Below are 23,767 nucleotides of genomic sequence, written 5' to 3'. Positions count from 1 at the left end.
GCTCGGCAACTTTGCGGTCCGTCCGGGTCAGCGCTACCACCGAGAACCCACACCCGAAGGGCAGGAAAATGATTCAGTACGGCTGGGCCGTGATCGGAGCAGGGCCGGCAGGTATCGCTGCAGTAGGTCGGCTGCTCGACCACGGAATTGCGGGCGAGCAGATCGCATGGATCGACCCGCCCCCGGGCTGTTCGGGGTCGGTATTGCATTCCCTGCGTACTGGATTGACCCGATGGGAGCCGGTCAGCACCGCGTGGGTCTGCAGAAGTTCATGCAGCGACTAGACACCGCATTGCCGCTATGGCTGCGCTACAGCAGGTAGCACTGTCGGTTGCCCAATCCTGGCACGACGGGCTATGCCGAACTAATAGTGGCGATGTGACTCAACAGATCTCGGATCGCGCCGGCCGGCGGCGTTCGTGCGCCCGACCAGATTGCCCGAAGGGCACGACGCAGATCCACATCCGGCGCTTGCACCGCACGCAAGCGTCCGACCGCGAGGTCGTCGGCCACGGCCAATCTGCTCAGTACCGCAGGACCGGCGCCCGCCAGGACTGCCGCGCGCACCGCGGCCGTCGAGGACAGTTCCAACGCGGGACTCTCTTGCTCGAAGTCGTCGCCCAGGACGCCGCGCAGCGCATTTGTCAGCGAGTCGCGTGTTCCGGATCCTGGTTCGCGTGCGACCAGCGGGGTCTGACTGAGCTCCATGGCGCTCACACCCTTGGACCGGCGAACCCATTTGTGGCCGGCGGGCACCACCACCACGAGTTCGTCGTAAGCAACCACCCGGCTGCGCAATGCTGTGAGCGCACCCAGGCTTTCGATGAATCCGAGATGTGCGGTGCCGTCGCGTACCGCCGATATCGCATGCTCGCTGTTGGTGGTGGTGAGAATAACCTTGGGAGCCTTAAGGCCACTTCGGGCCGCCGCCGCTTGCAGTGACACCAGCCAAAGGGGCATCAGTTGTTCGGCAATGGTAAGGCTTGCGGCGACTTTCAACTTGCTGCGGCTCTCGGCGCGAAGCGACGAGAGGCCGGCATCGACCTGCTGGGCGGTGTCTAGCAAGTGGTCTGCCCACTGCGCTACGACGACGCCGGCCGGGGTCAGCTGCGTGCCCCGTGGGGTGCGGACCGCTAGCTGGACGCCGGTCTGAGCCTCGATCGAGGTGAGCCGGGCAGATACCGCCTGCTGCGTCAGTCCGAGTTCCCGCCCGGCGGCCCCGAGGCTCGCTGTTTTAGCCACCGCCAAGAGCACTTCGAGCGCCGACAGATCCGGCATGTGAGAACTCAGTGCCATGGCTCATCCAAGCACAAGCTCGCTTTGTGGCTCGACACGATACGACGGCGACCCGCGACAATGTGTAACGCGCAGCATCAGCGCTGGCTGTCGCAGCGGGCTGGGACGCCGAAACATCAACGTCCGCTGAGAAATTCGCGGTAAGCTCCTCAGCTACCGTTGCTCGCACCGCCGGAGTTCTGGCCCGCCACATCGGTAATCGGGAAGTTAGGCATCGGTGGCGGCGACGGCGTGTTCGGCAGCGACGGGATCTCCGAAGCCGGAATGTCGTGCAGGGCGTTGGCAGCCGGACCGTTCTCACGAGACCCGTAGACACTTCCCGGAGCCCGCGGCCCGAGCAGCTGGCTGACCGTCACCAGGTGGTAGCTGTTGGTCTTGAGTACCGGGATGAACTGTTCGACGAGGTCGACGGTACTGGAGTAGGTGTCGTGCAGCAGCACCACCGATCCGGGCTTTATCTGGGTCATCAACACCTGTCGGCTGGCCGCGGTGTTGGAGTCGTTGATCCAGTCGAAAGGGATTACGTCCCAGAGGATTCCGGCCAGACCGGCCTTGGCTGCCTGCTCATTGACTCTCCCATCGGTCAGCCCGCCCGGTGGGCGCCACAACTTCGGCATCGTTCCGGTCGCGGCCACGATCGCGTCGTTCGCCCGGGAGAACTGACTCGGCACGTCAGCCGGCGGGAGCGTGGTCATATTCGGGTGTTCCCAGGTGTGGTTGCCGATTTCCATACCCGCGTCGACGACCCGTTTGGCGCCGGCCGGGTTGGCGGCGACCTTGTTACCGATCTCGAAGAACGTCGCCTTGGCGTTGTTGGCCTTCAGGATGCCCAGCAGCCGGTCGGTGTAGGGAGTCGGCCCGTCGTCGAAAGTGAGCGCCACGCACTTGACCTGAGCGCAGTCGACGACATCGTTGGCGTGGGCAAATCTGATGTGTCCGGTGACGGCGCCGATGGTGACGACGACCGCGGCAGCCGCGACGCCAGCGACGGTGCGCCAGTAACGCCACGTCTGGTTGTCCGGTCGTTTGGGCACTGGCTAACCCTACCCGCGCCTGTCGGCGCCGGGGTTTACAGTGGCACGCCGCTGATCTCTTCGAGCATCTCGGTGACCAGCGCCGCAATCGGCGACCGCTCACTGCGCAGCAGCGTGATGTGCGCGAACAGCGGATGGCCCTTGAGCTTTTCGACCACGGCCGCCACGCCGTCGTGACGACCCACCCGAAGGTTGTCGCGCTGCGCGACATCGTGGGTGAGCACCACCCGCGACCCCACGCCCAATCGCGACAGCACGGTCAGCAGCACGTTGCGTTCCAGCGACTGAGCTTCGTCGACGATCACGAACGAGTCGTGCAGCGAGCGGCCGCGGATGTGGGTGAGCGGCAGCACCTCGAGCATCCCGCGGGAGAGCACCTCGTCGAGCACCGCCGGGCTGGCCAGACCTTCGAGGGTGTCAAAGACCGCCTGCGCCCACGGGCCCATCTTGTCGCTCTCGCTACCGGGCAGATAGCCCAACTCCTGGCCGCCGACCGCGTACAGCGGGCGGAACACCACCACCTTGCGCTGGGTGCGACGTTCCAGCACGGCCTCGAGGCCGGCGCACAGCGCCAGCGCCGACTTGCCGGTACCGGCCTTTCCGCCGAGCGACACGATGCCCACCGACTCGTCGAGCAACAGATCCAGGGCCACCCGCTGTTCGGCGGAGCGGCCGCGCAGCCCGAACACCTCGCGGTCACCGCGGACCAGTTGTACCTTCTTGTGGGCGTTCACCCGGCCGAGCGCATGCGAGCTTCCGGCCAGTAGCCGAATGCCGGTGTGGCAGGGCAGGTCTCGCGCACCTTCCAGGTCGACCTCGCCGTCGGCGAACAGGGCGTCGATGTCGTCGGCGCCGGTTTCGACTTCCGTCATGCCAGTCCAACCGGACACCACGACGTCCTGAGCGTGGTACTCGTCGGCGGCCACGCCCACCGCGCCCGCCTTGACGCGCAGCGGAATGTCCTTGCTGACCAACGTGACTCGCTTGCCTTCGGCAGCGAGATTGGCAGCGCAGCACAGGATCCGCGAGTCGTTGGTGTCGGTGCGGAAGCCCGCCGGCAGCACGGCCGGGTCGCTGTGGTTGAGCTCGACGTGCAGCGTGCCACCCTGTGTCCCAACCGGAATGGGCTGATCGAGGCGGCCGTGCTCGATGCGGAGATCGTCGAACAAGCGCAGTGCCTGACGGGCGAACCAGCCCAGCTCGTGGTGATGGCGCTTGGCCTCCAACTCGCTGATCACCACTAGCGGAACCACGACTTCATGTTCGGCGAAGCGGGAGCAGGCCCACGGATCGGACAGCAGCACCGACGTGTCGAGCACGTAAGTCCTGATGGTGTCCTGGGAAACCGCCGAGGAATCAGTCACGAGCGCTCCTGGAAGCTCATCGTCCGGATCGCCGCCGCATGCGGGTGGTGGCCCCTCGCCACCCATGCGCGCGCGGCGTTCTCACCGGGCTGGATGCCCGCGCGGCCCGCACGGACGAATCGGCGGGGGCCGCGGCACAAGGACCGGAGCCGACGGTCCCTTCGAGGTCGAGTCGAGAGGCGCCGCCCGGATAGCAGAGCATGTCGCTAGCCATCGACTGCGACGGTACCCGCGTTGGCGCATCTCCGCCGTGCAGGCGCGCCGACCACGCCACGAGCGCCAGCCAGGCAGGGCGCCAGCGATGAGAAGGAGCGGCGCAGCTAAGCCCCGCCGACGATTAACTGATGACGAACTGCCGCAGGGCGGGCTCGTCGATGACGCCCCAGGCGGTGATGCGGTCGGAGATGACCTGCTTGAGTTGGTCGGGGCCGAAAATGCCTGCCTCAGCGACGATTCGCACCTTGTCGGCGTAGGCGTCGATGTCGGCGCCGATGACCTCGATCTCCGCCGCGCGGGCCGCGATGGCCGCGATCGTCTCCTCGCGGGAGTAGGTGAGCAAGTGCGCGACCAGGTTCGCGAAGAACTCCTCATGCCGCGCTTCGTCGCGGGCGATGTGGGTGATGAGTCCAGCCAGCACCGGCTCCTCGATCCGTGCCGCCAGGTTGTTGCAGTACACCGCGTGCGCACGCTCGAACAGCGCCATGAACACCAGCGTCTCGATCTGCGAATACTGATCGGCGCGGTAGCCCTTCGACGACACGTGCTCGAAGCGGACGTGCTCGTTGGCGGTCGGATCGATCTCGCGGGTCACCACGAAGTACTCGCGCAACGCGATGGCGTGCAGGTGCTCCTCGGCGGTCCAGCGACCGATCCACTGGCCCCAGTTGTCCTCGAGGATGAAATGCTCGACGAATTCGCGGTGGTAGCCGGCCAGGTTGTCCTTGGTGATCAGCAGGATTTCGCACGCGTCGGTGATGGTCTTCGGCATGGTCACCTGCGACGGATCCCAGTCCCGACCGCCGAGAAACGCGAAGTTCTCGCCCTGCTCGAACGGCACGAAGTCGTGCGCGAACCAGATCTGATCGGTTTCGAGGTGACGATCGATGTTCTCGCCGACGACCGGCTCGAGTTGGAGCATCAGCGCGTTAGCGACGGGTTTGACAGCCATGAAAGTAACTATAACCCGCGTACACAGTTATCATGAAATTGACACGACATTACACCAGCGACCAGTCCTCCAGGCCGTCGTACAGCGGAAACTCCCTGGCCAGACGGGTTACGCGGTCACGCAGACCCGACAGGTCGGCCGCGGTTCCCGCGGCGAGCGCGGTGGCGATGATGTCGGCGACCTCGCTGAACTCGGCATCGGAGAAGCCGCGGGTGGCCAGCGCCGGGGTTCCGACCCGCAGGCCCGAGGTCACCATCGGCGGCCGCGGGTCGTTGGGCACCGCGTTGCGGTTGACGGTGATGCCGACCTCGTGCAGCAGGTCCTCGGCGGCCTGACCATCAAGCGGCGAGTCACGCAGGTCGACCAGCACCAGATGAACGTCCGTGCCGCCGCTGACCACCGAGACGCCGGCCTTGGCAACGTCCGCCGCCAACAGCCGCTCGGCGATGATCCGGGCACCGGACAGCGTGCGCTGCTGCCGGTCGACGAATTCCGGGGTGCCGGCGATCTTCAGCGCGACGGCCTTGGCGGCGATGACATGCATCAGCGGTCCGCCCTGCTGGCCGGGGAACACCGCCGAGTTGATCTTCTTGGCGTATTCCTGCTTGCCCACGATCAGCCCTGACCGCGGGCCGCCCAGCGTCTTGTGCACGGTGGTCGAGACGACGTCGGCGTGCGGCACCGGCGACGGATGCAGGCCGGCGGCGACCAGGCCGGCGAAGTGCGCCATGTCCACCCACAGCGTTGCGTCGACCTCGTCGGCGATCGAGGAGAACGCGGCGAAGTCCAGCGTCCGCGGATAGGCCGACCAGCCGGCGACGATCACCTTCGGGCGGAACTCCAGCGCGTGGGCGCGCACCACATCCATGTCGATCAGATGCGTGGTGGCGTCAACACCGTAGAAGGCGTTCTCGTAGAGCTTGCCGGAGAAGTTGAGTTTCATGCCGTGCGTGAGGTGACCGCCGTTGGCGAGGTCGAGGCCCAGCAGCTTCTCCCCCGGCGACATCAGCGCGTGCAGGACGGCCGCGTTGGCCTGTGCACCCGAGTGCGGTTGGACGTTGGCGAAGTCGGCGCCGAACAGCGCCTTGGCCCGGTCGCGGGCGATGTTCTCCACCACGTCGACGTATTCGCAGCCGCCGTAATAGCGTCGGCCGGGTAGACCCTCGGCGTATTTGTTGGTCAGCACGCTGCCCTGGGCCTGTAGCACCGCGCGCGGCACAAAGTTCTCCGAGGCGATCATCTCCAGCGTGTCGCGCTGGCGGCCGAGCTCCTTGCCGAGCAGTTCGGCGATGTCGGGGTCGACCTCGGCCAGCGGCGCGGTCATGGCGGATTTTATGCGGGCATCAGGTGCGGCGGTCACGCCCGCCAGTCTATCGAGGCGGCTATTGGCACTGCGCCGAACGTGCAACCAGTGTGAATCAGGGCGAGGAATTTCGCACGCAGTGCACGCTGGGCGGGATTAGCTCTGCATCGTCGACGGGCTCGGCTTGATGCCCCGCCTCCTCCGCATCGCGCTACGCGCTCTGCATCGTCGACGGGGTGAACGGCTCGTCGAGTAACCGGCCGAACCTCTCGACCAGGCTGACATCTGCGGGACGGTCGTCGAGCCAGCCGCGCAGCAGCCGATATCCCTCGACGTAGGTGCTGGTGTACGCGCGCCACAACGGCGACGACAGGAACCGCAGCATCTGCCGGGCCCGGGTGTCGTTGACCAGCAGCCAGCGCCGCAGGAACTCCGCCACCTCGTCGGCGTCGCGGTGCTCGTCGTGCAGCATCAGCGCCGCGTCCTGCCGGACCCCGGCCAGCGCCGCCGACGCCTCGGACACCGCCTCGGCACGCTCGCCGTCGAAACGCAGTCCCAGGTCGGCGTAGATCTCGCTCGCCCAATTCCCCCAGCCCGAACCGATCGCCGCGTACAGCGCCAGGTCGGCCAGGCCCTCGGCCATCAGGCACTGCGGCGTGTTCACCAGGAAGATGGTCTGCTCGGCCTGGCCCTTGCGGTTGACCAGGCCGACCTCTTTGCGACAGTGCTCGGTGTGATGGCCGGGGTAGGACTCGTGGGCCACCAGTCGCGGCAGGTTGGACATCAGTTGTTTGAGATCGGCGTTGACGGCCACCATCGACCGGTAGTCGCCCAGGTAGTAGTTGAATCCCGACCACGGCTTGTCGGTCACCACCTGGTAGTCGACGGTTTCGGTGTCCGGCAGCGGGTATTGCGCGCGAACCCGGTCGCGCAGCGCGCTGGAGAACGCGTCGATGCACGCCGGCAACCTCTCGGGCGGGATTTCTTCGCCGACGCGATGTGCTTCCATCCGGTCGGCCAGCGGCCCGGTGCCGCCGAGCGCCTGGTCGAGGCGGGCATGCGCCTGACGATAGGTCTCCGGGTCACCCTTGCTGATGTGCACGTCGAAGTAGGCGTGGACTTCATCGACGAACCCGATGTCTGCGCCGGCGAATTTGCGGGCCGCGCATTCCAGCGCCCGCAGGTGCGCGCCCACAAAGTCGGCGCGCTGGGAGTCGAATCCATCGCGGCGGGGTACATCCGGCAACGCAACGAGCAGCCGCCCGGCTTGGCGGGCCAGATCGGCCGGGTCGGGTGCGGGCTCGGCCGCCACCGTATAGCGCAGAGCCGGATCGCCGGTGAAGGCGTCGACGTAACCCGACTCGATCCGGTCGAAACGCAAACCGAGAAGCAGGTACTCGCGGATCAGCGCGTCAGGGTCCACGACGCCAAACGCTATCTGGTCGCCGGGCCGTGGTGTGAGATCGTCGGGGAGCGGGCATAGCGAACAATGGACCTCAACAGGCATCAACCGGAGAAACTAACGCATGCCGAAGATGGAAATAGCCGCTGGAATGGCGCTAGGTGCTGCCCTGTGCGTCGCCGTCGGGGACGTCCTCCAGCAACGAGCGACGCATCGGCTCACCGACCCGTCCAGCGGCAACATCGCGCTGTTCACCAGGCTGTTCCACAACCGGCGCTGGCGCCTGGGGGCCCTGGCCATCCTTGTCAGCATTGTCTTGCAAAGCGCCGCGCTCAGCCAAGGTTCGGTTCTGCTGGTGCAGGCGTTGCTCGTATTGTCCCTGCTGTTTGCCCTGCCGATCAGCGCCGGGCTGGCGCATCGCGCCGTGACCGGCCGGCAATGGGTGTGGGCCGGCCTGCTCACGGCAGCCGTGACGGTGATCGTCACGGTGGGCAACCCGCAGGTCGGTCACGCGCGCGCTACCTCGAGCAGGTGGGCTGGCGTCGCGGCCGTGCTGGTGCCCCTCCTGGTCGGATGTGTCGCAGTCGCCCGCATCAGGGGCGGCACTCTGGCCGCAGCGTTGTTCGCCTTCGTATCGGGCTCACTGTGGGGTGTATTCGCCGTCCTGACCAAGGGCGTCGTCTCGGCGCTCGGCGAAGGTGTGGGAACTGCGGCCCGCTCATGGGAGTGCTACGCCTGGCTGCTGGCTGCGATAGGCGGGTTCGCCTGGGAGCAGTCGGCGTTCCGCGCCGGCGATCTGGTCGCGTCGATGCCGACCCTGGAGGTATCGCAGCCCCTCGTTGCAGCGGTCCTGGGCGTCGTCGTTCTCGGGGAAACGCTCAACACCGGGCGCTCCGGGGCCTTCGTTCTGTTAGCAGCGGTTTTCGTGATGACTGCGGCGACGATCGCGCTTGCGCGCGGCGACGCGGAAGCGACACGCCGACATGTCGCAGGCGAACGCCGCCGCCTTCTCCAAACTGCATGATCAACGAGCGCGACTCCGGTCGCCGCGAGTCACCGCCCGCTGCGGGCTGATGGATTACCCGACGCCGTGGCTGGGGTCGTCCCCCGACCGACCGCAGCGCGGCTGATGCTGCAAGACTGACTGTCATGCCGCGGCCCAGCGAGCCGAGCCCCTATGTGGAGTTCGATCGACGTCAGTGGCGCGCGCTCCGCATGTCGACACCGCAGCCCCTGACCGAAGAGGAAATCGTCGGTCTGCGCGGCATCGGCGAGCAGGTCAACCTGCGCGAGGTCGAAGAGGTCTACCTGCCGCTGGCGCGACTCCTGCACCTGCAGGTCGCGGCGCGCCAGCGATTGTTCTCCGCGACCGCCGAGTTCCTCGGTGAGCAGGAGCAGAATCCCGACCGGCCGGTGCCGTTCATCATCGGTGTGGCGGGCAGCGTGGCGGTTGGTAAGTCGACGACGGCCCGGGTACTGCAGGCGCTGCTGGCCCGCTGGGACCACCACCCGCGCGTCGACCTGGTCACCACCGACGGATTCCTCTACCCGAATGCCGAGCTGAGCCGCCGAAACCTGATGCACCGCAAAGGCTTTCCAGAAAGCTACGATCGCCGGGCACTGATGCGGTTCGTCACGTCGGTGAAATCGGGATCGGACTACGTGTGCGCGCCGGTGTATTCACATCTGCACTACGACCGGGTGCCCGACGCCAAGCAGGTGGTCCGCCACCCCGACATCCTGATTCTCGAAGGCCTCAACGTGCTGCAGACCGGACCGACGCTGATGGTCTCGGATCTGTTCGACTTCTCGCTGTATGTGGACGCGCGCGTCGAGGATATCGAGCAGTGGTACATCTCGCGGTTCCTGGCGATGCGCTCGACGGCGTTCGCCAACCCCGCGTCGCACTTTCATCACTACGCCGGGCTGACCGATCAGCAGGCCGACGTCGCGGCCCGCGACATCTGGCGTTCGATCAACCGGCTTAACCTGATCGAGAACATCCTGCCCACCCGGCCGCGCGCCACCCTGGTGTTACGCAAGGACGCCGACCACTCCATCAACCGGTTACGGCTGCGAAAACTGTAACGGTTCGGCCGACGAGCGGAAGAACCCTACGAGTGGAGGAACCATGGGCAACCGATTGATGACAGCGCTGACGCAAAGCGTGGGATCCGTCTTGGCGATAGCCGGAATTCGGGTGGGTACCGAAGAGCCACCGCACACCCGCGAACGGCTCACCGACCGGATCGAGATCCGTCACTATCAACGCCGGATCGCGGCCGAAACCGTTGTCGACGCGGAGCAGAGACAGGCGCTCGAGCAGGGGTTCCGCCGACTCGCCGGCTATATCTTCGGCGGCAACCACGCCTCGATTGGCATCGCGATGACCGCACCGGTCAGTCGGGCGTCGGCCAGCGGACAGAAGATCGCGATGACGGCACCGGTCACGCAGGCGACAGACGACGGGCATGGCTGGGTCGTCCGGTTCTTCATGCCGTCGAAGTGGACGAGGGAAACGTTGCCCGAGCCTGACGACGACCGTGTCCAGCTGGTGGAAGTGCCCGCCGAGACGATGGCGGTGCTGCGATTCAGCGGTTTCGCCACACCCGACGTCGTCGCGCAACACACGGCTGAACTCACTGAGTTCCTGCGGAACAACGGGAAGCGCACCGTAGGCGACCCGGTTACCTGGTTCTACGATCCCCCGTGGACGTTGCCGTTCTGCAGGCGCAACGAAGTGGCCGTGCCGATCGCATCGTAGTCAGGCGCCGTAGCGACGATGACGCTGGCTGTAATCGCGCAGCGCGCGCAGGAAGTCGACCCGGCGGAACGCCGGCCAGTGCGCCTCGGTGAACCACATCTCCGAGTAGGCGCTCTGCCAGAGCAGGAACCCGGACAGCCGCTGCTCCCCCGACGTCCGGATCACCAGATCGGGGTCGGGCTGACCGGAGGTATAGAGGTTTTCCGAGATGGCGTCGACGGTGACGGCCTCGACGAGTTCCTCGCCGCTGACTCCGTCGGCAATCGCCTTGCCCAGCAGACCGCGCGTGGCGTCGACGATCTCCTGGCGCCCGCCGTATCCGACCGCCACGTTGACGTGGAAGCTGTCCTTGCCGGTGGCGGCGGTGCCCTCCGTACCGTTCACGGCCTCCCTCAATCGGCGTGCCGGCTCCTCCCCGATCAGCTCCAAATCCCCCACCGTGCGCACGCTCCAGCCGTTGGCCGGCGCGCAGATCTCCTCGACGACGTCGGTGATGATCTCGATCAGCGCGGCCAGCTCGGCCGGATCGCGGCGCAGGTTTTCGGTGGAAAGCAAGTAAACAGTTGCCATTTCGATGCCGGCCTCGTGGCACCAGCGCAGCATCTCGGCGATCTTGGCCGCGCCCATCCGGTAGCCGTAGCTGACGTCTTCATGGCCTGCGTCGCGGGCCCAGCGACGGTTGCCGTCACACAGCACCGCGATATGGCGCGGCAGCGCGGATTTCGATGCGGCCAGTCCTTGCCGCAGCCGCAACTCGTAGAGCCGATACAGCGGTTCCTTGACGCGCGGCGGAATGATCTCCACAGGGATCCAGATTACTGTGGGCGCAACTGCTCATCGATGATCCTGCCCCACCGGCAGGCCGGCGTTATGGAGTGCTGTTGAGTCGCGAGACCGAGGTGACCAACCAGACCGGTGCGACCGAGGCGGCCCAGGCCATCGGCAAGGTCGCCGTCGAGGGCGTCACGGACACCACCCGGGCACTGGTCAAGCCTCGGGCGCGTGGCTGGATTCATCTGGTCTCAGCCGTCGTGGCGGTCTTCGCCGGCGCGGCGCTGATCTCGGTGTCCTGGCCGTTGGCCGGACTCAGAGCGGGCGTGGCCGCGTTCATCTACACCGGCTCGGTGGTGGGCATGTTCACCGTCAGCGCGATCTATCACCGGGTCACCTGGAAATCGGTGCAGGCCCGCACCTGGATGAAGCGGCTCGACCACTCGATGATCTTCGTGCTGATCGCCGGCACCTACACGCCGTTCGCGATGCTGGCCATGCCGCACCGCTCAGGCGTGCTGGTGCTCTGGATGGTCTGGGGCGGCGCGCTGGCCGGGGTGCTGCTCAATATGTGTTGGCCGACCGCGCCGCGCTGGGTCGGTGTCCCGCTGTACCTGATCCTCGGTTGGGTGTCGGCGTTCTACATCGCGACGATCTTGCACAATGCCGGCGTCGCGGCGGTGGTGCTGCTGGCCGCCGGCGGCGCCATGTACAGCATCGGCGGGGTGATGTACGCGCTGCGCTGGCCGGATCCGTGGCCGAGCACATTCGGCTATCACGAGTTCTTCCACACCTGCACCGCGATCGCGGCGATCTGCCACTACATCGCGATCTGGTTCGCCGTCTTCTGAGCTACAACTGGGTGACGCTGTCGGGCGACCAGTAGGCCTTCATCGCGCTGATCTTGCCCTCGCCGTCGAATGCCATCACGTCGATCGGCTCGATGAGCATCTTGCTGGCGCCGGCCGTGACAGTCAGCTTGAAGTGAAATGCCGCCTCGTGGCCCGCCACCCGCAACGTCACCAGCTCGCACTGCCGCTGCACCGCTTCCATTGCGGAGTAGAAGCTGTGGATCGCCTGGCGGCCGATGTGCACCTCGCCGCCGACCGGATCTTCAACGGTGGCGTCTTCGGCGTACAAGTCCACGAGATCATCCGCGGTGCCACTGTTGACCAGGCTGATGTAGCGGTTGACGACGGCGGTGATCTGTTCGGCACTTGGCATGCGTCGGAGGTTACCGGGCTCCGGCGCACGGCCCGCATCGTCACCGGGCGAGCGCTGCCGCCAAGTCCGCGGCGCTGGTGACCGGCAGGTCGCAGACCCGACCGCGGCACACGTAGGCCGCGTCGGCGCCGCCGACCCGGTCGCGGCCGGCCAGCAACGGCGAGGAATCCACCGCACCGCCGACCACGATCGTCCCGCCGGGCGCACGCCGACGAGCCTCGGCCAGCAACGGCGAACCCGGGCCCGAGCAGGCCACCGCGATCTGCAGCGGTCCCCGCACTGCGGCCTCGGCGACGGCCAACCAGTGGCCGGCCGATCGCGGCGCGCGGGCCAGCAACACCGAATGCGCCTGCAACGTGGTGGCGGCGGCCTGCAGGTAGCGCTGTTGGCCCGCCAGGTGCGCCGCGGTGAGCAGCGCTTCGGCGATCGCCGAAGCGCCCGACGGCGTCGCGCCGTCGTACGGGTCGGCCGGCCGCAGCACCAGCTGTTCGGCGTCGTCGGCGCTGTCGAACCAGCGGCCCGGCCTCTTACTATCGGCGAAGTGCGCCAAAGCCATATCGAGCAGCGCGGTGCCGCCGGTCAGCCAGTCTGCCTGCGGCGTCAGCTGATAGAGCGCCAGCAGGCCGGTGGCCAGCATCGCGTAATCCTCGAGGATCGCCGCGCTTTCGCCGACTCGACCGCCGAGGCTGGCCCGGCGCAAGCGGCCGTCGACCAGGTGCAGTCGCAGTAGGGTTGTCGCGCAATCGGCTGCCGCGGCTGCTAATTCGGGCGCGGCCAGCGCCACGCTGGCTTCGGCCAGCGCGGTGATCGCCAGTCCGTTCCAGGCGGTGACGATCTTGTCGTCGCGGGGCGGCTGCGGCCGAGTCAGCCGGGCAGCCAGCAGCGCAGACCGGACGCGGTCGAGGCGCTCCGGGTCGTCCGGGTCGACGGGCCGCTGCAGCACCGATGCGCCGTCTTCGAACGTGCCGGTCTCGGTCACCGCGAAAACCGAGGCCGCCCAATGCCCGTCGTCATGGCCAAGCACTTCGACAAGCTCGGCGGGCGTCCAGACGTAGGTCGAGCCCTCGCGGCCGTCGGCATCGGCGTCCAGCGACGACGTGAACATGCCGTTGCCATCGCGCAGTTCCTCGAGCAGAAACCGCGCGGTCTCGGCGGTTACGCGGCGCGCCAGCGGGACGCCGGTCCGGCGCGCCCAGTGCGCGTAGGCCCGCAACAGCAATGCGTTGTCGTACAGCATTTTCTCGAAATGCGGTACCACCCAAGCATTGTCGACACTGTAGCGGGCGAACCCGCCGGCCAGTTGGTCGTAGAGGCCGCCGCGGGCCATTGCGGCGCCGGCCCGCTCGACCGAGGCCAATGCCGCCGGCGAGCCGGTTCGCTCCCAGTGCCGCAGCAGCGCTTCGAGCAACGTCGACGGCGGGAATTTCGGCGCACCGCCGAAGCCGCCGTGTTCGGCGTCCTCGTCGCGCAACACCCCCACGACGGCATGGTCGCACAGTGCCGGCTCCACGTGCAGACCGCTGTCGGGCAAACCGGAAGCCATCGAACGCAATTCGCCCGCGATCTGATCGGACGTCTGCTCGACCGCGTCGCGCCGGTCGCGCCAGGTGTCCGACACCGCCGAGAGCAGCTGCAGAAAACCAGCTTTGGGGTAAAAGGTGCCGCAGAAGAACGGCCGTCCATCGGGCGTCAGGAAGCACGTCATGGGCCAGCCGCCCTGACCGGTGAGCGCAATGGTGGCCTTCATGTAGACCGCGTCGATGTCGGGCCGCTCCTCGCGGTCCACCTTGACGCAGACGAAGCCGGCGTTCATCGCCGCGGCCACCTCGTCGTCGGAGAACGACTCATGGGCCATCACGTGGCACCAGTGGCAGGCCGCGTAGCCGATCGAAAGCAGCACCGGCACATCACGTTCCGCAGCCTCCGCCAGGGCGTCCGGCGACCACTGCCGCCAGTGCACCGGGTTGTCGGCGTGCTGGCGGAGGTAGGGGCTGGCGGCCAGCGCGAGCTGATTACCCGCCGGGCTCACGGGCGCTGGCTGAGCATCGCTACGCTCTGCATCGTCGTCAGCGCGGCTCATGCGGCGGTCGATCGATCGTGCCGTCGTCGACGGCCTGATCCGGCTCGGGATGCTGTGGGTCGAAGGACTGCGGCAGCTTCTTCAGGTGCCGATTCATCGAGCGCACCAAAAACGCCACGGCGATCAGCAACAGCACCACGACCAGTAGGCCGAACGGGCTGGCCTTGCCGAAGTCGGGCCCGCTGTTGCGCGGTCCGCCCGCGGCCAGCAACTCCAGCGCGGCCAGGTGCAGGTGGGTCACAGCTTCTCCTCGATTCCGGTGAACAGGTCGGTCTCGGGCAGCCGCACCGGAACACGGGAGCGGGCCAACTCGAATTCCTCGGTCGGCCACAGCTCCTGCTGCCAGGAGATCGGCGCCGCGAAGAAATCGCCCTTGGGGTCGATCTGGGTGGCGTGCGCGCGCAGCGCATCGTCGCGCTGACCGAAGTAGGCCGAGCACTCGACACGGGTCGTCACCCGGTCGGCATGCACGTCGTGCGCGGGATCCCAATGTTTGAGCCACTTTTCGAACGGGCCGGTTTGGCCGCGCTTGGCGAACTCGTCCTGCAACCGCTGCATCCGCTGGCGCAGAAATCCGTGGTTGTAGTACAGCTTGGTCACCGACCACACCGGGCCGGCGTCCGGGAAGCGCCGATAGTCCCCGGCGGCCTCGAAGGCGGCCACCGAAACCTGGTGGCAGCGAATATGATCGGGGTGGGGGTAGCCGCCGTTCTCGTCGTAGGTGGTCATCACGTGTGGTCGGAATTCGCGCACCACCCGCACCAACGCCTCGGTGGACACCTCGAGTGGCACCAGCGCAAAGCAGTCAGCCGGCAGCGGTGGTGGCGGATCCCCCTGCGGCAGGCCGGAATCGACGAAGCCGAGCCAGGTGTGGTCGACGCCGAGGATTTCGGCGGCCTTCGCCATCTCGTCGCGCCGGACGTCGGCGATGCGCCCGTGTATCTCCGGCAGGTCCATCGCCGGGTTGAGGATGTCGCCGCGCTCGCCGCCGGTCATGGTCACCACCAGCACGCGGTACCCCTCGTCCGCGTAACGGGCAAGGGTGGCGGCGCCCTTGCTGGACTCGTCGTCCGGGTGGGCGTGCACCGCCATCAACCGCAGTTCGCTCACGTGCTCCCTGACTATGTGCTGTCTTGTAGCGCCTATAGTTGCAGGTCTAATAGTTCCATCTCCGACGCCGGGTCTTGAAACCCCGGGCCGCGACCACACCACACCACACCATGACCGAACGTTCTCCCGCGCCGACGCGATCCCGGTATGGGCGTCGCCGCACGCCCCGCCCGTCGCGGCGCTGGTTCATCGCGCTGTCCGCCGTGGTGGTCGCGGCCGGCGTCGCGCTGGCGCTGATGGCCTACCAACGTCTGGGCCGCAGTGACGTCGAAGGGACGCTGGCCGGCTACCGGCTGATCGACAGCCAGACCGTGTCAGTAACGATCAGCGTGACCCGAAAGGATCCGTCGCGCCCGGTCGATTGCATCGTGCGGGTGCGCGCCAAAGACGGCAGCGAGACCGGCCGACGCGAGGTGCTGGTTCCGCCGGCGAAGCAGGCAACCGTGCAGGTAACGACGGTGCTGAAGTCCAGTGAGCCGGCGGTGGTGGGCGACATCTACGGCTGCGGCACCGATGTGCCCGGCTATCTGCGCGCGCCCTGACCGCGCGTACCGGCGAGCAAACCCCGAACTGCGCAAATGTCCTCGGGGTCCGCACCGGCGGTGGTAGGCTACTTTGGTGCACGGTTCCGGCTGGGACCGTGTATTGCTGCATTAGCGGCCATGTGCCGCGCAGTGGGTTCACCCGGCTACTGAGGTCGGCAGTTCTCGTGGAGGAACCGCCCGGCAGCACGACCGAAAGCCTGCCGGGGCGGATGCCGTCCCACACCGACATACAAGGAGCACGACGAGATGACGGACACCCAGGTGACCTGGTTGACCCAGGAGTCACACGATCGACTCAAGTCCGAGCTCGATCAATTGATCGCGAATCGTCCGGTCATCGCCGCCGAGATCAACGACCGGCGCGAGGAAGGCGATCTGCGCGAGAACGGCGGCTATCACGCCGCTCGCGAGGAGCAGGGCCAGCAAGAGGCCCGCATTCGCCAGCTGCAGGACCTGCTGAACAACGCGAAGGTCGGTGAGGTGCCCAAGCAGTCCGGCGTCGCACTGCCCGGCTCGGTGGTGAAGGTCTACTACGACGGCGACAAGTCCGACACCGAGACGTTCCTGATCGGCACCCGCGAGCAGGCGGTCAACGACGGCAAGCTCGAGGTGTACTCACCGAACTCGCCACTGGGCGGCGCGCTGATCGACGCCAAAGAGGGCGAGACGCGCAGCTACACCGTGCCCAACGGCAGCACCGTCAAGGTGACCCTGGTCAGCGCGGAGCCCTACCACTCCTGATCGGGCGCTCAGCCCAGCGCCTGTTCGAGATCGGCGATCAGGTCGGCGATGTCCTCGATGCCGACCGACAGCCGAACCAGGTCGTCGGGAACCTCCAACTGGGAACCGACCGTCGACGCATGCGTCATCGCGCCGGGGTGCTCGATCAGCGACTCCACCCCGCCGAGCGACTCGGCGAGAATGAACACCTGCGTGCCGGCGCACAACGCCTGCGCCGCGGCACGGCCGCCTTTCATCCGCACCGACACCATGCCGCCGAACCCGCGCATCTGGCGCGCGGCGACCTGGTGACCGGGATGGGTCGGTAGACCCGGATACAGCACAGCGTCCACCGCAGCGTGTTCGGCGAGGAATTGCGCCACCGCACCGGCGTTTTCGCTGTGCCGCTGCATGCGCAGCACCAGCGTCTTGAGGCCCCGCATGGTCAGGTAGGCGTCGAACGGCCCCGGCACCGCGCCGGCGCTGTTCTGCAGGAAGCCGAAGGCGGTGTCCAACTCCTCGTCGCTGGTGACCAGCGCCCCACCCACCACGTCGGAGTGCCCGCCGATGTACTTCGTCGTCGAGTGCAACACAATGTCGGCACCCAGCGTCAGCGGCTGCTGCAGCGCCGGCGAGGCAAAGGTGTTGTCCACCAACACTTTTGCACCGTTTTCGACACCGACCTGAGCAATCCCGGCGATGTCGGCGATCGACAGCAGCGGGTTGGTCGGCGTCTCAACCCAGATCAGCCGGGTCTGCGGCGTGATCGCCGCGCGCACCGCGTCGAGATCGGACAAGGCGACCGGGGTGTGCAGCACGCCCCAGTGGCTGAAGACCTTGTCGATGAGCCGGAACGTGCCGCCGTAGGCGTCGTCGGGAATCACCACGTGATCGCCGGGACGCAGCAGCGCGCGCAGCGCGCAGTCACCGGCCGCCATGCCAGAACTGAAGGCGCGGCCAAAGCGGCCGTCTTCGACGGCGCCAAGTGCGGCCTCCAACGCGGCCCGGGTCGGGTTGCCGGTGCGGGCGTACTCGAATCCACCGCGCAGACCGCCGACACCGTCTTGCGCGAAGGTGCTGCTGGCGTAGATCGGGGTATTGACCGCACCGGTCGCCGGATCAGGCCGGTAGCCGGCATGAATGGCCTTGGTGGCCAGGCGGGCCTTTGCGAAATGTTGGTGGTCGCTCATCGACGATCAGCCTAGCCAGCGGGCAGAGCACACCCACCGTCGTGCCGATCGGTTTCGTCGGCTCACCCGACAACGACGAGTAGGGCAACGAGCAGGCCGACAGCCACGACGGCCACCGCCGAGCCGAACACAAACGAGCCTCCCCGGGTATCGAGGATGACGAAGCCGACGCGGGTCTCGCGGTCGTATCGGTACCGGGACACCGCAGCGAGCGCGAATATGAGCCCCGCGCCGATGAGCGAAATCCCCAGCAGCGCCACAACACCGTCGTTCACGAGCAGGATGACGGTGACGCCCAGCACGCCACCGAGCCCGATCAGCGTGATCGTCCGCTGGAGGTGGTTGCGCTCGAACGGGTACTGCTTGCCCCACAATTTGGCGGGCTCGGCATTCATCGCGGCTCAGCCCCCCCGCCCGACGACCATGACGATGACACCGACTCCGGCGAGAAGAATCGCCAGGACGACGAAGATCGGGGCGCCGAACCCGGGCAAGGGCCGGCGCAGCCGCAATGCGCGCTCGGTCACCAACCAGCGCCGGACACCGACGCCGCAGGTGCAGAAGGCGACCGCCACCAGCCCCAGGGCGGCGAACTCGCTACTGGTCCGGGGTTGTTCGACGAGAAGCCGATCGACGGCGACGGCGCCTGCGAGCAGCGTCACCGCGAAGCGCAACCACGACAGGTAGGTACGTTCGTTTGCCAGAGTGTAGAGCGGGTCAGGCTCGCGGCCCAGATCATAGACCCCGCGCGGGAACCGCGAACCGCGCTCGACGTCGCCTTCGAAGCCCATCACCTCGTTGTCGGCCACCCGTGCCACGATAGCCGCGGCACCGGCCACACCGGCGTAGGTCGGGGCCGGCCTCGAGATCGACGCCGGATTCTGGGCGGGTCACCGTCACCGGTCGAACGCGTGTCGTGCGGATCCGCACCACCAGACGGGCGCGATGATGTCGGCATATGTAACGCTGTGGTCTTCGGATCGATGGACAGGTGTGCGGATGGATTTCGGGCTGCTGCCCCCTGAAGTCAATTCCGGTCGCATGTATGCGGGCCCGGGTTGTGCTTCGATCGTCGCCGCCGCGGCATCGTGGGACAACCTGGCAACCGAACTGCATGCCACGGCCGCCTCCTATGAGGCAGCGGTGACGAACCTGACAGCCGGGTGGCAGGGTCCGTCGTCGGCGGCGATGGCGGCAGCGGCCGGCCCCTACGTGCAGTGGATGAATTCGACCGCGGCGCAGGCAGAGCAAACCGCGGCGCAGGCCAAGTCGGCAGCGACCGCTTACGAGAACGCTTTCGTCGCGACCGTGCCCCCCACCGCGGTCGCGGCCAACCGAAGCCAGCTGATAATGCTGATCGCGACCAACCTGGTCGGGCAGAATACGGCGGCGATCGCCGCCACCGAACTCCAGTACGCCGAGATGTGGGCACAGGATGCCGCGGCGATGTACGGGTACGCCACCTCGTCGATCACGGCCTCAGCACTGACCCCGTTCAGGCCACCGCCGCAGACCGCCGACCAGGGCGCGACCGCAGCGCAGGCTATCGCCGTGAACACCGCGTCGGGGTCGCAGTCGACGTCGGCGCTTCCGCAGGTGCTGCAAAGCCTGGCCACCACGACAGCCGCCGCTCCGACGTCCGGACTGTCTTTCACCCCGGCAGAGATCTACTACACCGCGGTGGCCAGCTTCCTCAACGGCACAATCGGGCCGCTGAGCCCGGTCAAGCTGTACGGCCCGCTCGGTTCGTTCTACGACCTGGGGGTCCAGAGCTTCCTGGCACCCTTCAACAACTTCAACATGCAGGTGGCCTACGGAGCCGCGCTCAGCAAGCTGCCGGCCGCGATCGGCGCCGGCAGCGGGCTCAGCGCGATGACGTCGTCGGTCCCGGCGGTCTCCGCGGAGCTGGGCCAGGCCGGCGTGGTCGGGAGCCTGTCCGTGCCCGCGACCTGGGCCGGCCCCGCGCCGGCCCTGACCTCGCTTGCCTCAGCGATATCGCCCAACGGCCTCGGGGCCGTGCCGCAAGCGCTCGCCGCGGAAGGCCAGGGCAGCATTTTCGGCAATATGGCGCTGTCGGGCCTGGCGGGACGAGCGATCACCGCCACCGACGGTTCGATGGCTCGGACCATCGGCGGTGGCGCCGGCGTAGTCGCTGCCGAGACGGCGACCGCCACCATCATCGTGATCCCGGAGGACTGAGACATGCCATTCGACGGACGCACAGCTCGCGGGGAGTTGCCGGCGGCAGCTGCCGTGGCCGGCGACCCGCCGACTGGTTGAGGAGTTGGGACAGATGGATTTCGGAGCTTTACCGCCGGAGGTCAACTCCGGCCGGATGTACGCCGGTCCCGGTGCCGAGTCGATGCTGGCGGCCGCGTCAGGGTGGGACGGGCTTGCGACGCAGTTGCGTTCGGCCGCAACGTCCTACGTCTCGACACTCGCAGGGCTGACGGCGAACTGGCAGGGTCCGTCGTCGGCGGCGATGGCGGCGGCGGCCGGACCTTTCGTCGCGTGGCTGAACACCACCGCCGCGCAGGCCGAGGAGACTGCCGTCGGCGCCCGGGCGGCGGTCGCGGCCTACGACACCGCGTTCGCGGCGACGGTGCCGCCGCCGGTGATCGAAGCCAACCGCACCGCGCTGGCCGCGCTGACGGCGACGAACATTGTCGGGCAGAACACCGCCGCGATCGCGGCCAACGAGGCCCAGTACGCCGGCATGTGGGCCCAGGACGCGGCCGCGATGTACGGCTACGCAGGCCAATCCGCCGCAGCGTCGCGGGTGCCGACGTTCAGCCCGCCACCCAGGTCCACCGATCCCGACGGGTCGGCGGTTCAGTCCGCCGCCGTCGCCCAGTCCGCCGCCACCTCCGCCGGTCATGGTTCCCAGTCGGCACTGACCCACCTGACGTCGTCGTTGCAAAGTCTGGCAGGGCCCGCCGCCCCCAACTCCTCGACCGACGTGAACTCGGCCATATCGCTGTTCATCCGGAATGTGTTGAACCCGTTCGGTTCGCTGTCACCAATCGAAAAAGGAGCTGAGTTCTTCGAATTACCCGCGACCGCCGCACTGCCCGCAAGAAATGCCCTGACTAGTAGCACGCTGGGCTTCGCGTTGGCGACCCGAGGTTTCAACACCGGGGAACTTCCGGTCCCGATTGTGCCGGGGGTGCCCTTTCCGCCGGTAGCCGACACCGCCTCGGCTGTGTCGGCAGGGGTGAGCCGTGCGGGTCTGGTGGGAGCCTTGTCGGTGCCCCCGACATGGACTGTCGCCACCCCGTCGGTGCGACTGGCCGCCGCCGCGCTGCAGGGAGTGGGCAGTGCGGGCGCACCGACCGTCGCAGTCCTCGGCGAAGGCGGCCTGTTCGGTGAGATGGCCCTGGCCAGTGCGGCCGGCAGCATCATCGGGGGGACGGCCTTTCGCCAGGGCCGCGCAGCTGACCCCGATACGAAGGATTCCGCAGCGGAGTGCAAGCCGGACGAGCCGAGGGACAACGACAGCAAGACGTCGGAGAAACTCCAGCGCGTGCTGGCCGACCTGTCCCAGAACCCGGAGTCCGTTCAGCACTGGCATACCGACAAGGCGCACCTCGACGGTCTGCTCGAGCAATTGTCCATGAAGCCGGGCGTGCACGCGGTGCACGTATCCACCCGGCACAAGCCGAATCCCGCGTCGCGCCAGCCGCGTTGGGGCTGATCGGTTCGACTGCGTTCATCGACGCACCGGTGATCCGTCACCGTCTCGGGCCGGCCGGTCCAGCGGCAGGCACACCGTGGCCATCATCTTGTCGGCCAGGGTCTGACGCTTGGCATCCCAGAGCGGAAACAGGTAGCCGACGCAGAAGATGACCGCATCGACCACGTGGGTGATCGCCCGCAGCATCGACATGCCGAATCCGATTGGCTGACCGTTGTTTTCACTGACAACCTGAAACCTCAACAGCGACTTGCCGATGCTGGATCCGATGGTGCCCTGGCGGTGGCCGAAGTTCCAGACGAAGTAGCCCAGCGCCGCCAGCGCCGCAATCCACATCACGGTCAGCCCGGTCGTCGAATAGCCGACGGAGCAGATCTGCTCGACGGTATTCATGGTGATGTTGGTCAGACATGCGCTCTCGACGGAGTTCTCCAGCACCAGCCAGCCGACACCCAGGATCAACGCCAGCGGCAGATGGTCGATGAGGTACGCCGCGACCCGGATGATCCACGGCGTGAACTGCTCGCGGGTCAGCCCGCGTAGCACCGGTCCGGGTGGCGGCGGGACGAATCCGCCCGACGGCGGGGGCGGCGGCGGGTAGTTGCCGCCGCCCGGCGGCGGGGGCGGCGGGAACGACGACGGCGGTTGTTCGGTCATCAGTGACTTTCTCCTGACACGGCTACTTGCGTGATGCGCCGTCGGACAGGAAGCCCAACAGGTCGTACCGGGTGATCACCCCGACCGGCTTGCCTTCCTCGACGACCATCACGGCGTCCAGATCCCGCAGCGTCTTGGCCAACGCGCTGACCTGTTCGCCGGCGCCGACGATCGGCAGCGGCGGGCTCATGTGCTGACTGACCGCGTCGGCCAGGCCGGCGCGGCCCTCGAAGACGGCCGAGAGCAGCTCGCGCTCCGAGACACTGCCGGCGACCTCGCCGGCCATCACCGGCGGCTCGGCGCCGACGACAGGCATCTGCGACACCCCGTACTCGCGCAGGATGCTGATCGCGTCGCGCACGGTCTCCGACGGATGGGTGTGCACCAAGTCGGGCAGATGACCGGACTTGCCCCGCAGCACGTCGCCGACGGTCGGCTGCTCGACGGACCCGTCCAGCCTGGTCCGCAGGAATCCATACGACGACATCCAGGCGTCGTTGAAGATCTTCGACAGGTAGCCGCGGCCGCCGTCGGGCAGCAGCACGACGATCAGCGCGTCGGGACCGGCCTGCTCGGCGACTTTGAGCGCAGCCACCACCGCCATGCCGCAGGAGCCGCCGACCAGCATGGCCTCCTCACGGGCCAGCCTTCGGGTCATGTTGAACGAGTCCGAGTCGGAGACCGCGATGATCTCGTCGGCAACCTCGGGGTCATAGGCCGGCGGCCAGAAGTCCTCGCCGACACCCTCGACCAGATAGGGCCGACCGGCGCCGCCGGAGTACACCGAGCCTTCCGGGTCGGCGCCGATCACGCGGACCTTTCCGCCGGACGCGTCCTTGAGGTAGCGGCCCGCGCCGGTGATCGTCCCGCCGGTGCCGATCCCGGCGACGAAATGGGTGACCCGTCCGTCGGTGTCGGCCCAGATCTCGGGCCCGGTGGTCTCGTAGTGGCTGGCCGGGCCCTGCGGGTTGGAGTACTGGTCGGGCTTCCAGGCGCCGTCGATCTCGCGGACCAGCCGGTCGGAAACGCTGTAGTAGCTGTTCGGATGCTCGGGTGGGACGGCGGTCGGGCACACCACCACCTCGGCGCCGTAGGCCCGCAGCACGTTCTGTTTGTCTTCGCTGACCTTGTCGGGGCAGACGAACACGCAGTGGTAGCCACGGTGCTGAGCGACCAGGGCCAGGCCGACGCCGGTGTTCCCGGAGGTCGGCTCGACGATGGTGCCGCCCGGCTTGAGTTCTCCGCCGGCCTCGGCGGCGTCGATCATCTTGACCGCGATCCGGTCTTTGCTGCTCATGCCCGGACTCAGGTACTCGACCTTGGCCACCACCCGGCCCGAACCCGGCGGCACGACCGAGCTGAGGTGAACCAGTGGGGTGTTTCCGATCAGTTCACTGATGTGCCGCGCGATACGCATGGGCTAGATCGTCTCAGGTGCGACGGCG

24 protein-coding genes and 1 pseudogene are annotated in these 23,767 nt (G+C 67.4%); 9 read left to right on the top strand and 16 right to left on the bottom strand.

Annotation, left to right across the window (positions count from 1 at the left end; translation table 11 throughout):
* Positions 1-178 precede the first annotated feature (178 nt).
* Positions 179-322, top strand: a pseudogene (locus ABDV69_RS09660) (pyridine nucleotide-disulfide oxidoreductase); the annotation flags it as partial.
* Positions 323-354: 32 nt separating this feature from the next.
* Here ABDV69_RS09660 and ABDV69_RS09655 read toward each other — a convergent pair.
* The 6 genes from ABDV69_RS09655 to ABDV69_RS09630 form a co-directional block, all read right to left on the bottom strand.
* Positions 355-1,296 (bottom strand): LysR family transcriptional regulator, encoded by a 942-nt coding sequence (locus tag ABDV69_RS09655; RefSeq protein WP_343573584.1) that lies wholly within the window; start codon positions 1,294-1,296, stop codon positions 355-357.
* Between the two features lie 149 nt (positions 1,297-1,445).
* Positions 1,446-2,330, bottom strand: a complete 885-nt coding sequence (locus ABDV69_RS09650) for a polysaccharide deacetylase family protein (RefSeq protein ID WP_343573582.1) — start codon at positions 2,328-2,330, stop codon at positions 1,446-1,448.
* A gap of 35 nt (positions 2,331-2,365) precedes the next feature.
* A complete protein-coding gene (locus ABDV69_RS09645) occupies positions 2,366-3,694 on the bottom strand; it encodes a PhoH family protein (RefSeq protein WP_343573579.1) in 1,329 nt (442 codons plus the stop codon).
* Between the two features lie 337 nt (positions 3,695-4,031).
* Complete coding sequence (locus tag ABDV69_RS09640; protein ID WP_343573577.1) at positions 4,032-4,862, bottom strand: acyl-ACP desaturase; 831 nt, start codon at positions 4,860-4,862, stop codon at positions 4,032-4,034.
* Positions 4,863-4,911: 49 nt separating this feature from the next.
* The gene (glyA, locus tag ABDV69_RS09635) at positions 4,912-6,186 is read right to left on the bottom strand and encodes a serine hydroxymethyltransferase (protein WP_343573614.1); all 1,275 of its coding nucleotides are present in this window, start codon (positions 6,184-6,186) and stop codon (positions 4,912-4,914) included.
* Between the two features lie 190 nt (positions 6,187-6,376).
* The gene (locus tag ABDV69_RS09630) at positions 6,377-7,588 is read right to left on the bottom strand and encodes a DUF885 domain-containing protein (RefSeq protein WP_343573574.1); all 1,212 of its coding nucleotides are present in this window, start codon (positions 7,586-7,588) and stop codon (positions 6,377-6,379) included.
* A gap of 103 nt (positions 7,589-7,691) precedes the next feature.
* Between ABDV69_RS09630 and ABDV69_RS09625 the strand changes: the two genes are divergently transcribed.
* The 3 genes from ABDV69_RS09625 (at position 7,692) to ABDV69_RS09615 (ending at position 10,331) form a co-directional block, all read left to right on the top strand.
* Positions 7,692-8,591 (top strand): DMT family transporter, encoded by a 900-nt coding sequence (locus ABDV69_RS09625; RefSeq protein WP_343573573.1) that lies wholly within the window; start codon positions 7,692-7,694, stop codon positions 8,589-8,591.
* 125 nt (positions 8,592-8,716) lie between these two features.
* Entirely contained in the window at positions 8,717-9,655 is a 939-nt protein-coding gene (gene coaA / locus ABDV69_RS09620; RefSeq protein WP_343573570.1) for a type I pantothenate kinase, read from the top strand.
* Between the two features lie 43 nt (positions 9,656-9,698).
* The gene (locus tag ABDV69_RS09615) at positions 9,699-10,331 is read left to right on the top strand and encodes a heme-binding protein (RefSeq protein ID WP_343573567.1); all 633 of its coding nucleotides are present in this window, start codon (positions 9,699-9,701) and stop codon (positions 10,329-10,331) included.
* Here ABDV69_RS09615 and ABDV69_RS09610 read toward each other — a convergent pair whose 3' ends face one another.
* Positions 10,332-11,135, bottom strand: a complete 804-nt coding sequence (locus tag ABDV69_RS09610) for a (2Z,6E)-farnesyl diphosphate synthase (protein ID WP_343573564.1) — start codon at positions 11,133-11,135, stop codon at positions 10,332-10,334.
* A gap of 134 nt (positions 11,136-11,269) precedes the next feature.
* Here ABDV69_RS09610 and ABDV69_RS09605 point away from each other — a divergent pair, with 134 nt between their 5' ends.
* The gene (locus tag ABDV69_RS09605; RefSeq protein ID WP_343573611.1) at positions 11,270-11,953 is read left to right on the top strand and encodes a hemolysin III family protein; all 684 of its coding nucleotides are present in this window, start codon (positions 11,270-11,272) and stop codon (positions 11,951-11,953) included.
* Position 11,954: 1 nt separating this feature from the next.
* Here ABDV69_RS09605 and ABDV69_RS09600 read toward each other — a convergent pair whose 3' ends face one another.
* The 4 genes from ABDV69_RS09600 to mca are packed head-to-tail and all read right to left on the bottom strand — an operon-like array spanning position 11,955 to position 15,516.
* Entirely contained in the window at positions 11,955-12,326 is a 372-nt protein-coding gene (locus tag ABDV69_RS09600) for a nuclear transport factor 2 family protein (RefSeq protein ID WP_343573563.1), read from the bottom strand.
* Positions 12,327-12,366: 40 nt separating this feature from the next.
* Positions 12,367-14,406 (bottom strand): thioredoxin domain-containing protein, encoded by a 2,040-nt coding sequence (locus tag ABDV69_RS09595; RefSeq protein ID WP_343573561.1) that lies wholly within the window; start codon positions 14,404-14,406, stop codon positions 12,367-12,369.
* Positions 14,393-14,638, bottom strand: a complete 246-nt coding sequence (locus ABDV69_RS09590; protein WP_343573608.1) for a hypothetical protein — start codon at positions 14,636-14,638, stop codon at positions 14,393-14,395. The genes ABDV69_RS09595 and ABDV69_RS09590 overlap by 14 nt, the downstream gene beginning before the upstream one ends.
* 5 nt (positions 14,639-14,643) lie before the next feature.
* Positions 14,644-15,516, bottom strand: a complete 873-nt coding sequence (gene mca, locus ABDV69_RS09585) for a mycothiol conjugate amidase Mca (protein ID WP_343573559.1) — start codon at positions 15,514-15,516, stop codon at positions 14,644-14,646.
* 110 nt (positions 15,517-15,626) lie between these two features.
* Here mca and ABDV69_RS09580 point away from each other — a divergent pair, with 110 nt between their 5' ends.
* Both ABDV69_RS09580 and greA read left to right on the top strand, forming a co-directional pair.
* Positions 15,627-16,058, top strand: coding sequence for a DUF4307 domain-containing protein (locus tag ABDV69_RS09580; RefSeq protein WP_343573556.1), 432 nt, complete (start codon positions 15,627-15,629; stop codon positions 16,056-16,058).
* Between the two features lie 249 nt (positions 16,059-16,307).
* Positions 16,308-16,802, top strand: coding sequence for a transcription elongation factor GreA (greA, locus tag ABDV69_RS09575; protein ID WP_343573554.1), 495 nt, complete (start codon positions 16,308-16,310; stop codon positions 16,800-16,802).
* Between the two features lie 8 nt (positions 16,803-16,810).
* On the opposite strand, the gene ABDV69_RS09570 is transcribed toward greA, so the two are convergent.
* The 3 genes from ABDV69_RS09570 to ABDV69_RS09560 all read right to left on the bottom strand — a co-directional run bounded on the left by ABDV69_RS09570 (position 16,811) and on the right by ABDV69_RS09560 (position 18,780).
* Entirely contained in the window at positions 16,811-17,971 is a 1,161-nt protein-coding gene (locus tag ABDV69_RS09570; RefSeq protein ID WP_343573553.1) for a cystathionine gamma-synthase, read from the bottom strand.
* 62 nt (positions 17,972-18,033) lie between these two features.
* Positions 18,034-18,366 (bottom strand): hypothetical protein, encoded by a 333-nt coding sequence (locus ABDV69_RS09565; RefSeq protein ID WP_343573552.1) that lies wholly within the window; start codon positions 18,364-18,366, stop codon positions 18,034-18,036.
* 6 nt (positions 18,367-18,372) lie between these two features.
* On the bottom strand, positions 18,373-18,780 hold the full coding sequence (locus ABDV69_RS09560) for a DUF202 domain-containing protein (RefSeq protein ID WP_343573549.1): 408 nt from the start codon (positions 18,778-18,780) through the stop codon (positions 18,373-18,375).
* A 190-nt stretch (positions 18,781-18,970) separates the two neighbouring features.
* Here ABDV69_RS09560 and ABDV69_RS09555 point away from each other — a divergent pair, with 190 nt between their 5' ends.
* Complete coding sequence (locus ABDV69_RS09555) at positions 18,971-20,170, top strand: PPE family protein (protein WP_343573546.1); 1,200 nt, start codon at positions 18,971-18,973, stop codon at positions 20,168-20,170.
* Positions 20,171-20,264: 94 nt separating this feature from the next.
* The gene (locus tag ABDV69_RS09550; protein WP_343573544.1) at positions 20,265-21,665 is read left to right on the top strand and encodes a PPE family protein; all 1,401 of its coding nucleotides are present in this window, start codon (positions 20,265-20,267) and stop codon (positions 21,663-21,665) included.
* Positions 21,666-21,680: 15 nt separating this feature from the next.
* On the opposite strand, the gene ABDV69_RS09545 is transcribed toward ABDV69_RS09550, so the two are convergent.
* Together ABDV69_RS09545 and ABDV69_RS09540 are read right to left on the bottom strand one after the other, a co-directional pair.
* The gene (locus ABDV69_RS09545; RefSeq protein ID WP_343573542.1) at positions 21,681-22,322 is read right to left on the bottom strand and encodes an RDD family protein; all 642 of its coding nucleotides are present in this window, start codon (positions 22,320-22,322) and stop codon (positions 21,681-21,683) included.
* A 22-nt stretch (positions 22,323-22,344) separates the two neighbouring features.
* Positions 22,345-23,739: a cystathionine beta-synthase gene (locus tag ABDV69_RS09540; protein ID WP_343573540.1), complete on the bottom strand. Its 1,395-nt coding sequence runs from the start codon at positions 23,737-23,739 to the stop codon at positions 22,345-22,347.
* Positions 23,740-23,767: the final 28 nt, after the last annotated feature.

This window comes from Mycobacterium sp. (assembly GCF_039583785.1).
In the GTDB taxonomy this organism is placed as follows: Bacteria; Actinomycetota; Actinomycetes; order Mycobacteriales; family Mycobacteriaceae; genus Mycobacterium.
This window is presented reverse-complemented; position numbering and strand designations above follow the sequence as displayed.